This is a genomic window from Shinella pollutisoli, from assembly GCF_024609765.1.
Taxonomy (GTDB): domain Bacteria; phylum Pseudomonadota; class Alphaproteobacteria; order Rhizobiales; family Rhizobiaceae; genus Shinella; species Shinella pollutisoli.
This window is the reverse complement of sequence record NZ_JANFDG010000021.1, coordinates 78589-88934: the sequence shown is the minus strand read 5'-3', so window position 1 is coordinate 88934 and position 10346 is coordinate 78589. Positions and strand designations below refer to the sequence as shown.

At 61.2% G+C, this 10346-nt stretch carries 12 protein-coding genes; 5 read left to right on the top strand and 7 right to left on the bottom strand.

The annotated features are described in order from the left end of the window. Positions 1–101 precede the first annotated feature (101 nt). The 3 genes from NNZ72_RS17400 to NNZ72_RS17390 all read right to left on the bottom strand — a co-directional run bounded on the left by NNZ72_RS17400 (position 102) and on the right by NNZ72_RS17390 (position 1378). Positions 102–383, bottom strand: a complete 282-nt coding sequence (locus NNZ72_RS17400) for a helix-turn-helix transcriptional regulator (RefSeq protein ID WP_257316688.1) — start codon at positions 381–383, stop codon at positions 102–104. A 234-nt stretch (positions 384–617) separates the two neighbouring features. Then, a complete protein-coding gene (locus tag NNZ72_RS17395; RefSeq protein WP_257316687.1) occupies positions 618–971 on the bottom strand; it encodes a hypothetical protein in 354 nt (117 codons plus the stop codon). Then, a complete protein-coding gene (locus tag NNZ72_RS17390; RefSeq protein WP_257316686.1) occupies positions 968–1378 on the bottom strand; it encodes a helix-turn-helix domain-containing protein in 411 nt (136 codons plus the stop codon). The genes NNZ72_RS17395 and NNZ72_RS17390 overlap by 4 nt, the downstream gene beginning before the upstream one ends. 95 nt (positions 1379–1473) lie before the next feature. Between NNZ72_RS17390 and NNZ72_RS17385 the strand changes: the two genes are divergently transcribed. Genes NNZ72_RS17385 through NNZ72_RS17370 form a run of 4 tightly spaced genes read left to right on the top strand, consistent with a single transcriptional unit; the run spans position 1474 to position 3963 of the window. Further along, positions 1474–1692: a helix-turn-helix domain-containing protein gene (locus NNZ72_RS17385; protein WP_257316685.1), complete on the top strand. Its 219-nt coding sequence runs from the start codon at positions 1474–1476 to the stop codon at positions 1690–1692. A 10-nt stretch (positions 1693–1702) separates the two neighbouring features. Then, the gene (locus tag NNZ72_RS17380; protein WP_257316684.1) at positions 1703–1969 is read left to right on the top strand and encodes a helix-turn-helix transcriptional regulator; all 267 of its coding nucleotides are present in this window, start codon (positions 1703–1705) and stop codon (positions 1967–1969) included. Further along, positions 1935–3638, top strand: coding sequence for a site-specific integrase (locus NNZ72_RS17375; RefSeq protein ID WP_257316683.1), 1704 nt, complete (start codon positions 1935–1937; stop codon positions 3636–3638). Before NNZ72_RS17380 ends, NNZ72_RS17375 begins: the two co-directional genes overlap by 35 nt. After that, entirely contained in the window at positions 3592–3963 is a 372-nt protein-coding gene (locus tag NNZ72_RS17370) for a hypothetical protein (RefSeq protein WP_257316682.1), read from the top strand. The genes NNZ72_RS17375 and NNZ72_RS17370 overlap by 47 nt, the downstream gene beginning before the upstream one ends. Here the strand turns inward: NNZ72_RS17370 and NNZ72_RS17365 are convergent. From NNZ72_RS17365 to NNZ72_RS17350, 4 genes are all read right to left on the bottom strand, one after another. Next, positions 3960–4352: a hypothetical protein gene (locus NNZ72_RS17365; RefSeq protein ID WP_257316681.1), complete on the bottom strand. Its 393-nt coding sequence runs from the start codon at positions 4350–4352 to the stop codon at positions 3960–3962. The two genes, NNZ72_RS17370 and NNZ72_RS17365, sit on opposite strands and share 4 nt — an antisense overlap. Before the next feature lie 237 nt (positions 4353–4589). Beyond that, positions 4590–6404, bottom strand: coding sequence for a prohead protease/major capsid protein fusion protein (locus NNZ72_RS17360; RefSeq protein ID WP_257316680.1), 1815 nt, complete (start codon positions 6402–6404; stop codon positions 4590–4592). Further along, positions 6404–6823 carry a hypothetical protein gene (locus NNZ72_RS17355; RefSeq protein WP_257316679.1) on the bottom strand — a complete coding sequence of 140 codons (420 nt, stop codon included), beginning with the start codon at positions 6821–6823 and terminating at the stop codon, positions 6404–6406. Before NNZ72_RS17355 ends, NNZ72_RS17360 begins: the two co-directional genes overlap by 1 nt. A gap of 109 nt (positions 6824–6932) precedes the next feature. Then, positions 6933–7337, bottom strand: a complete 405-nt coding sequence (locus NNZ72_RS17350) for a phage tail assembly protein (protein WP_257316676.1) — start codon at positions 7335–7337, stop codon at positions 6933–6935. A 99-nt stretch (positions 7338–7436) separates the two neighbouring features. On the opposite strand from NNZ72_RS17350, the gene NNZ72_RS17345 reads away from it, so the two are divergent. Further along, positions 7437–10322, top strand: coding sequence for a phage tail tape measure protein (locus tag NNZ72_RS17345; RefSeq protein ID WP_257316675.1), 2886 nt, complete (start codon positions 7437–7439; stop codon positions 10320–10322). Positions 10323–10346: the final 24 nt, after the last annotated feature.

Genomic DNA, 10346 nt, shown 5'->3' with positions numbered 1-10346 from the left:
ACGAGTGACGGAGATGCGCTGAAGCTAGGAACCTTCCCGCAGCGCTCATCCGCTCCACTTCCTGCCGTCGGCTTCTTTTTACCCAATCTTTCTAGGTAGCCTCAGTGTGTAGCCTTCACTACATACCCGACTTCGAATCCGAAAAGCCGACCAATCTTTGCTAAGGTCTCAAGCGTCGGATTCGTTGAACCGGCCTCGATTTCCGCGACTTGCCGCCGTGTCAGACCGACCACTTTCGCAAAGTCCTTTTGACTCATCCCTATACCTTTGCGGATTTCCACTACGGCGCTAGGCACACGCAGATCACCACACCGCGCTCGCTCCGCCAGCGTTCGCCGGTTCTCCAGGATTTCATCTTTCGTTGGCTTCTTCCAGCGAGCCATGCGTCAGCCATCCTCGGTAATCATTAACATCCACTACGATGTGGTCTCGATGTAAAAAAATAATTGGCCCGCTCTGATAGACGACCAGATTATCCTTAAATTCAAGCATAGTTTGGGGGCGAGCTAACCAAAAGACGAGCTTGCTGCCTGACGCATCAATTGACCCCTTTGATGGATCAATTAAGCCTAATTACCGGAAATATTCAACCCATCAAAGTGGGTTGAATATTTCCGTCAAAATTGCCAACTACCGAAACGGCTATGGAAGCATCTAATCCTGCTGACCATTTTTCGGCCTCTCAGCGCACTACCACAAGCGAACAGCATCATCGACAAGCTCAGCACAGGGTTCACCCAAGCATCGGAGCCGCTGTTTGCATCGAACAAGATGAGAGAAACGGCTCCCATTGCAGCGAAGAAGACCATCCCGAAATCGTATTGCTTTGAAAGGCTCGTCAGCCGGGCCGAATGTCGGGCATAGCGCAATTGCCTTGCAAACTTTCGTTTTTCGGATGCCAGTTGATCGCGCTGGCGACCAAGGACATATACGCCCTGCATTATCTGCTCTTCGAAGCTCGATTTACTCATATCGCTGACCTCAGATATTTTTCTGCAATTTCCTCTGTGAATTCGCCGTGTTGTTCGGCGTAGTCGATCAGGAACCGGATGAGCTTCAAGCGCTTGTCCGGTTCCACCTGACAGTTTTCCCTTGTGATGAATGCGTCAACCGCACCCGTGACCTGGTGATACAGATCCACGGTGTCCCGATTGTACGGGCTTCCTTCCCCCGTGAGCATCCACACTGGGTTCACATTGAATTTGACATGCAGAAGCCGGAGAAGTTTTGCCGGGATCTCGCGATTTCCGCGCTCGTAGGTGTTGTAAGCGCTTTGCGACACCTCAAGCGCTTCGGAAAAGGGCACCTGCTTTAACCCGGAATCCTTCCGGATTTTCCCTAGCCGCTGCCCCATCGCCTCCATGAATCCGTCTTGCATCGAAATATCTCAAATGCGATAAAAGTGTTGCGTCCAGCGTAAATATATGATTCGTTCTGTCTCGTGTCGAATTATCTCTGTGGAGTTGAGCAGTGATGCAATCTCAGCTTTTATCACCGAAGCAATTGGCTGATCGCTCCGGGTGGCCGGTTGCTCGCATCCGAAACCTGATTGCCAAGCAGGAAATCCGTCATGTCCGGATTGGCGGAAGCCTCTTCCTGCCAGAAAACGCCGTGGATGAGTATCTTGCGGCGAATATGGTCGAGCCCAAGCAGAAGGCTTTGGCGCTTACCGATAGCGCTTCCAGAACGTGAGGAACGGCACATGAAGCAGCAAGCCGAAATGCCTGCCCCACGTCCTATCTACAAGGTCGCGGTGAGCCGGGTACGCGCTGCGGAGCTTCTCGACGTCTCGCCGGGCACCTTTGACGATTGGGTGCGCCGTGGGTTGATGCCGAGAGGTGTGAAGATTGGCGCTTTGCGCCGTTGGGATGCGGAGGAAATCCGCGCGTCCTGGTACGACATCAAGGAACAGGGACTGAGCGGAGACGAAGACGATGGCGAAAACCCGTTTGATTATGCGGTCGGGTAATCAGCGCGTCCCCTTCAAATATTGCTCGCGGGATATCGATCGGCACGGCAACGAGCGGTTCTATCTCCGCCTGCCAGGCATGCCTAAGTACCGGATGACGTCCGCATATCTGGACGAGGCCGGTAGCATCACCCAGGCATTTACGGAAGAATATCACCGCGTCCTAGCTGGCGATCGTGGCGAGAAAACCGTCGCGATTTCGCGACTGGAGCCCGGCTCGGTTCGCTGGCTTGTCGAGACCTATTATCGGTCCAAGGCGTTTCAAAGCCAGTCTCCGGCCACGCAGAAGGACAAAAAGAGCGTTCTCAATCGCTATTGCGTCAATGTGGGCGAACTGCCGTTCAAGAAGATCCGCAAATCCGACATCGAAGCCAGTCAGATGAAACGCAACGGCACGCCCGGTGCGGCTGACAAGCTGGTGAAGTATCTGAAGGCGCTTTTCAATTGGGCTATCAGCGCCGAGCTGGCGACCTTCAACCCCGCGAACGGCGTCACCAAAATCCATAAGTCTCCCGGCTTCCACACATGGAGCGAAGCGGAGTTGGCGCGCTATCGCGCAGCCTATCCGCTCGGCTCCACAGCTCGGCTTGCAATGGAACTGATGCTGAATTTGGGCGTCAGACGCTCCGACCTCGTCAAGCTCGGTTGGCGGAACCTGGTCGGCGACCGTATCGAATTCATGCCGGAGAAGGGTTCCGGCAAATATGCACAGTCGCTCAGCCTGCCTGTAACAGACGAGCTCCGCGAGACGCTGGACGCGATCACGCATGATCGGCCTACCTTCCTTATAACCGAATACGGCAAGGCGTTCAGCGGGAACGGCTTCGGCAACAAGATGCGCCAGTGGTGCAACGACGCCGATTTGCCGGAATGCTCGTCGCACGGCCTTAGAAAGGCGTCCGCGACGATCCTCGCCGAGGCAGGTGCGACCGAACATCAGTTGATGGCGATCTTTGGCTGGTCTGATTCCAAGATGGCGCAGCACTACACCAAGGCCGCCCAATCCAAGCGCATCATCGATGCCGGTTTCGAGCGTCGGAAAACCTATGTGGCCCGCAAAAATGTCCCACTTTCATCGAACCGGAATTCCGGTGAGACAAATCGAGGAAAAAACGATGGAAAAACAACGTCCGAAGACAGAAATGGTGGGCCCGGAGGGTCAGTGAAAGGAACACAAATTCAATGGGCTATTCGATCGGTTAGCCAGCCAATTTCTTGTTACGTTCCGACTTCGTGGCTAACCTCGGCTCCGGCGAATCTTATCCAACATGAGAGCATCCAGTGGCCAAGAAATCCGAACGTCACCAACTCCTCCCTCCCGGCGTCCTGCCCTTCGGCGTTGACCGTGTTGCGGCTGCCGCGCTGTTCGGTATCGGGGAAACCCTCTTCGACAAATGCGTCGCGTCGGGCGCGTTCCCTCAGCCTCGTGTCGTGGGCGGCCGGAACGTTTGGGACGTGGAAGAGCTCTACCAGGCGTTCAAGCGGATTCCACACCGGGATGGGATGGCCGGCGGCTTCAACGCGCGTGAGCCGCGGCGATCCTCTAACCCATGGGACGACGAGGATGACCCACCTTCCGAGGGCTATACCTGGGACGACGCGTAGGACGAGGAAGCAAGCGGATGGACGGCACAGCCGAGTCGGATATTCCGCTGGTCGACCTCGATGACATGATCCTCCACGATGAGGTGTTGGAGCGCTACCCGTGGCTGAGCGGGCACATTCTCCAGCGCTGGCGCCGTGAAAGGAAGATCCGCAGCTTCACCGGCAAGGAGGGTAAGCTCGTCTATCCGAAGTCGGGTCTGTGCTGGGCTCTCACGGCGGAGATGGCGGCTCCTATGGCGCGCGAAAGTACCAACGAGCCGTGTCCGCAGGAAGAGCCAGCGGAGCGGCGGGAGCACGATAGCTCGGAAGCTGAACGCATCCGGCGGAGGCTGTCATATGAATCGATCTTCGGTCGTGAAAAAGCTGCTGCCCTGTTCTCTGACGACTAGATCCGCACGAGAATGAGCACCGTGCGCGCCATGCCGTCCGGCTGGTTCGATACCACCTCAAACCGTCGGGCATCGTCCAGCGTTAGCATGTCGCCCTGCCGAACGCCCTTGACGGCCGGATATCGGTTGGTATCGACGCTGAACTGAAATTGCTGCCCGGTGACGAGCGTCTGCAGCTCGTTGCCTTTCCCATCACGCGGCCCGCGCTCGATCTGCGCGTACTCGCTGGCCTGGTCGAAGATGCCCTTCAGGTGGATTTCACCGCGGCTTATGTCCGGCTGTGGGCGGCCGTTCGGACTGGCGGTCATGCAGCCAACGATCGCGCCGACCGCAAACTGGCGATCGCAGGCGCGGGAGACCATGCGGTCGAGTCTGTTGAAAATAGCCATGGTAATGTTCCTTTTTGAAATGGAGCCTCCCTGGGCTCCGTCCCTCTCTCCGGCGGGAGTTTGGGACGGGTCGGGCGGGAGGATTGCGGAAATGCAAAACCCGATGGTGCTGTCTCACCTGCCCCGCACCCCAGGAACGACCGAGGGGCCGAGTTGCGGACGAATTACGAGGCGATCCGCCGGCGCCATGCCGGGGGCGCGAGGCCGCGAAGCCCTTCCCCCGGCAATCTCTCCGGCTTACGCGCCGGCGTTGCGGTACCATCCGCGCCAGTCGGTCCAGCCCGCGCCGAAGTCGACAGAGACCTTGGTCTCTACCCCGTCGACGTCGAAGCCTTCCCGCGTGAAGAACCTCGGCCCTTCAGCGCCCTCGAGATAGGAGAATTCGAGCGACGGCGTGAGGTAAGGGTCCGCTGCCAGATACCATGGGGCGGCATCGAGGCGACGGTCGACCACGAGCTGCAGCTTGCCGGCGAAGGGGTTCACGTCGTCGCTGGTCGTGGGCTGGATCTGCGCCAGCAGCTTTTCGGCGGTGGTCTGAAGCTCGAGGCTGACGACAAGGAACTTCGGCACGACGTCGATCAGCTCACCGGCAAGGCCGGTCTGCTTGCCCATGGCGAGGCGGGCGGCGCTGAGGGTTTCCTCGCTCAGGGTCGCTCCGCTCGTTGCCGCGTTGGCGTGATCGGGATGGAAGACGTTTTTGTTGTCGGACATCTTCGGATTGGACTTGACGAGCTGGGCGAGAATATCCGCCTCGAGGCGGGCGGCCGACTGGCCGAGCTCGCGGGCGACGTCGGCGAAGGCGCCGAGATCGTCATTCACGATCATCTGGCGGGTCATGCCGAATACCTTGCCGAAGGTGGAGATCCGATAGGACTCCGCGCCCTCGGTGAAGGTACCACGCTTGTATTCGCCGTGCTCGTTCACCTTCTCCAGGTCCGAGAAGCCGCTCAGGCGGGCCGTGGTCTTCGGTCGAAAGTCCTTCGCGGCCGAGCGGCGCGCAACGGCCTTCAGGCCGCTCGGAACGCTCTGGTAGGCGCCGGCGAGCACGGTCTGCCCGACGCCGGAAATGACATGGGAAAAGTCGCTGGTGGTGTGCAGGGCGCGCTGAACGACTTCGCCGGCCGACATGCCGCGGGAGCTGATGCCATGGGCCTCCAAGCTGCGGCGAGCAAGCTCAGGGAGGCTCAAGCCAACGAACTCGTGCGCGTCCTGGCTCGGCTTGTGGGAGGCGTCCACCCTCACGCGGAGGGCGTCGACCATGGCAGAACGGACGTCGCGGTGCCCGCGGCCGTACATCTGCGTCTCGACATGCGGAAAGGTCGGGGAGCGGCCCTGGCGTTCGACCATGGCTTCCAGGGCGCGGGCGCGGAAGGCGTCGGCGGTGGTGCCGTCTTCGACGGCGCGCTCGAGCTCTTCTTCGCCGATGCCGGCCATACGGGCGATGCCGCGCAGTTCTTTCTGGCGGGTGCGCTCGTTGATGACATTGTTCGGCGCCTGTCGCTGCTGGTCCTGGCGCTCGTTTTCGATGGATTGGGGCATGTCGATTCCTCGTGTCTTGGCGTTGGGGTCGGCCGGAATCGGCACGACGCTAATTTCCATCGGCTGCCATCGGGTGGCTTTGATGGTCGGTACTCCTCCCTGGGTGGCCTCGGTCCGCTCTTCCTGGGCGATCCTGTAGCCGACAGAGATCGGCAGGCTCATGCCGTCCTGCAGATCCTGCAAAAGCTCCTCCGCCTTCGGTCGGCGGCTCAATTTCACGGTTGCGATGACGCGGCCCTTCTCGAACCGAACGGAACCGGGAACGACGGCACCTAGACGGTCATCCAGGGAATAGGCGCCATGGGTGTCGAGAAGAGACATGTTGTCGGCCCGGCTCAGGTCGACGTTCTCCCGACCGCACAACAGGACTTCATCGTACCTGCCGACGTCGTAGGAGTAGCGGCGGACGGGTTGCTCGGTGGCGAAGACCACATCCACCGTCCGCGCCTCAGCGTCGAGGGAGCCAGATACGGCAGCAGCCCGAGTCAGCATCGTGGTTGCGGTGGAGGGCATTAGGCTGCCTCCTTCGATTTCTTCGCCCTCAGCGCGTCCAGGCGCTCTGCCGCACGGGCGACAACTTCATGCAGAGGGAGGACCAGGCTGAGGGGATGCGCGTCTAGGATGGATTCCAGGTGGCGCGCGCTGATGGCCGCAACTCGGAAGCTCTGACGCTCGGTCTCGACGAAGACGATCCAGCACCGGCGCCGCTGGTCGCCGGCGACATAGCGAATTTCGGAGGACATCTCCGCGAGGAGATCGATCGCCACCGGGCCGCTCAACTCCAGTGCCTGCAGCTCGGCGGAGGCAAACACCGTGGTCGCGTCCAGGTCGGTGAGCGGACGGCCGTTCCGGTGCAGCGCTTTCAGGAGGCGATGCACGGTCATTTCCGACACGTCCAGTTCTCGGGCGAGATCGGCTTGGCGGATGATCACTGGCGTTCCTCCCTGGCGATGCGCTCGACCTCCGGCAGCCAGACAAGACAAAGCTCATCGAATGGCATTTCCAGGAGGTCGGCACGGCTGAAATACAGGACGCGCGCGGTCATGCTTGCGAATCCTGGCCATCGGCGGAAATCGTACCTGCCGCCTCCCGGAGCCGCCGGGGCAAAAAAGCCTGCGCGGCCTCGGTCAGCGCCACGAAGTCGTCTCCGGCCAGCTCTTCGAGTACTTCGGTCGGAAGTCCGGTCACGATGGCGAGGAGGATCATGTCTTCGTTCCCGGCCATCTGTTGAAGTTTGAGGAAATCCCGGCCCTTCAAGCGCCTGATGTTCACGCGCTCGTAGACCGTGCCACGGAACTCGATCGGCACCACGAGATCGATGGATTTCTCAGCCTCGAATCCTTCAGGAAGGATCTGCCGTGCCGGTTCCTGCGGCGCCGATTTCACCTGTCGCGCTTCTGCCGCGGCGATCTCTTGCGGCGTGGCTGCTTTCGTTATCTGGCTCATCATCAACCTCGTGAATTTGCTTCTTGCAACACATAACAGAAATTGATGTTCCGTGGTAGAGTGTTGCTTAACGCGAGTGATATGCGAAAGGAAATTACGATGGCTGGCATTCGGCAGGCAGTTCTACAACTGAAATTGATGGATGGCGTGTCGGAGCCGGCACGCGCAATTCAGGCTGTGCTTGGCAAGCTCAACGGTGTCGTCGATGGTTTCAACCGCCAGCGCGCCGCGGCGAATGCGGCTTTTCGCGATGCAGGGATGCAGGCGGCCGCGCTTGCTGCTTCGATGGCCGTGCCGATCCGGCAGGCGATGCAGTTTGAAGATGCGTTGGCCGATTTCAACAAACTGGCGAACCTGACAGGGCCGGCCCTGAAGACGATGGGGGGCGACTTTGTGCAACTCTCGAAGGAGATTCCGCTGACGGCCGAGGAACTGCTGGCGATCGGGTCTGCTGTCGCCTCGACCGGCGCGCCAATCGATCAGGTGATCGACCGCGTGCGGATGATCGCGAAGGCCGCTGTGGCATGGGGTATGTCGACCGACCAGGCCGGTGATGCTCTTTCGAAAATCCAGGCGGGACTTGGTCTTACCACTGCTGAAACCGAAAATCTTGCGAACGCAATCAACCTGCTGGGTAACAGCACCGCGGCCGAAGCTCCCGCGATCGTCGATTTTCAAAAGCGCATCGGTGCGATGGGGAAAATGGCGGGCTTGACCGCGGAGCAGACAGCGGCCCTCGGCGCCTCGATCATCTCGATGGGCGTGGAAAGCGAGGTCGGCGCTACGGGCCTCCAGGCCATGCTACGCGCCTTGACGAGGGGCGAGGCTGCCACAGCTGGGCAGGAGAGGGCTTTCGCGCGTCTCGGCCTTTCTGCGGCCAAGACGGCCAAGGCGATGCAAGCGGACGCAGACGGCACGATTTTGGACGTGCTGGAACGGCTCCGAGCCCTGCCTGCCGAGGAGCGGCTTTCTGTGGCGAACCAGCTCTTTGGAGACGAAGGGCGCCCGATCCTCGCCTTGATCGACCAGCTTGACGTTTTGAAAAAGAACCTTGCAGACGCCACCGACGCCGCGAAGACAGCGGGAAGCGTGCATGACGAATACAACGGCGCGATCAACACGACGTCGCAGCGACTGAAGATTCTTCGAAACCGCGTCACCGCGGCGAGCCGGGCCTTTGGGGAAGTGTTGCTGCCCTCGGTCGACCTGAGCGCCGGTTCTCTCGGTGGATTCGCAGACACGGCGGAAGCCTTCATCAAGGCAAACCCGGAGATGGTTCGGCGCATCGCGCTCACAACGGCCGGCATGGTCGGGATGCGCCTCGCAGCGACCGGCGCCCGTGCCGCCTTGTACGGCATTTTGAGACCGACGAATTTATTGGTCGCCGGTTTGGGCTATTTGGCCTACCAGAATTTCGACCAGGTGGCGGCATCGCTGAACGAGTTGAAATTGTTGGCGGCGGATCTTGCGAGCACGAAGTTCGTGAAGGAATTTCTATCGGGCGCGGGCGAATCCTTGAAGGCTATGGGGGACGGTGCGCAGCGGCTCATCGGGGCGCTACGCGAGCTGGCGGGCGAAGGGACCGCGCTGAGGGCCTGGCTGGACTCTGTAGATGGTGCAGGATGGGGCAAGGCGCTCGGATCGGCCGCGGTCGGCCTTGCCGCTATCGGCGCGACTGCCGGCGCCCTGGCGGCCGTTGCCGGCCCCGTCAGGGCCATCGCCGGCGCGGCCCTGTGGCTTTCGGGTATCCGGCCGGCATGGGCATTGCTGCGCTTCCTGCGGTCCCTGGGGAGGTCCAGCGAGGCGATACAGGGAACAACCCGCGCACTACAAGGACTCGGAAACGAAGCCGCGCAGGCTGGGCAGAACGCCGGCAATCGCTTCGGCACTTCCCTCGCCAGCGCCGCCCGCGGCGTCATCGCCCGGGCGGGCCTCGGCGCATTCCTTGCCGCCGAGATCGTCGGAAGCCTGCCCGACACGAAGGAAGGTATCGAGGCATTCTTCCAGAAGAGCCGGGAACGCTCGAAAGGCTGGAACGACTGGCTGGAGGAAAACGTCGGGACGCCCAGGCGATGGCTTGGTCTGGATCGGCCGGACGAAGCACAGCAGCCGGTCGCCGGCGTTGACCAGCAACAGAACCTTCGCGACGAGCTGGCGGCAACGACGAAGGATTGGCCGACAGCCGCCCGGCGCGCGATCGTCGCGTACGGCAACGCGCTTGCGGCCGGCGGCGACACGGCAGAGCAGGAGGCGGCCGCCATCGGTCAACGCATCGAGGACGCCTTGAGCGTGGATGGACGGCCGTACGTCGATACGGCCGAGCTCGAGCGTGCTATGGGTATCGCGCGTGAACTTGCTGCGGCGGTGCGCGGTGTCGGCAGCGGTGCACAGAAGGATGCGCTCCAGGCACAACTTGACGCCGTGACTGCCGAATGGCCGACAGCGGCGCAGCGCGCCATCAAGTCCTACGGGAACGCGTTGGCGCAGGGCGGCGCCGAGGCAGAGGCCGAGGCTGACCGGATCGGTCAGAATATAGAGCGTGCGCTGTCCGTCACGGGCCATCCCGCCATCGAGACCGGGCAGCTCGAGCGCGCCCTGGGCCTTGCACGGCAGCTTGCGGCAACGCTCCGTGGGGGTGCCAGCGCTCCTGCCTCATCTGGAGGCACACCTCGCTTCGGCGGCCCTCGGGCGAAGGGCGGCCCGGTGACCGGCGGCCGCCCGTATCTGGTCGGTGAGCGAGGGCCTGAGGTCGTTGTCCCAGGTCGCTCTGGCACCGTGGTTCCGAATCACGCTCTCGGAGGCGGAGGCATTGTGCTCACGATCAATCAGACGCTGCAGGTTTCCGGCCATGGCGCGGCCGATTTACAGAAGCTGGCAGAGGATGCTGCCCGGCGCGTCTCCACGGCGGTGACGAACGCGCTGGACCGAAAGCTCAACCGCTCTGCTCAAGTCGCCTTCGGCAATCTGAAATACGGGGATGCGTGAGAAACGAAGAGGGCGCCGCGTGGC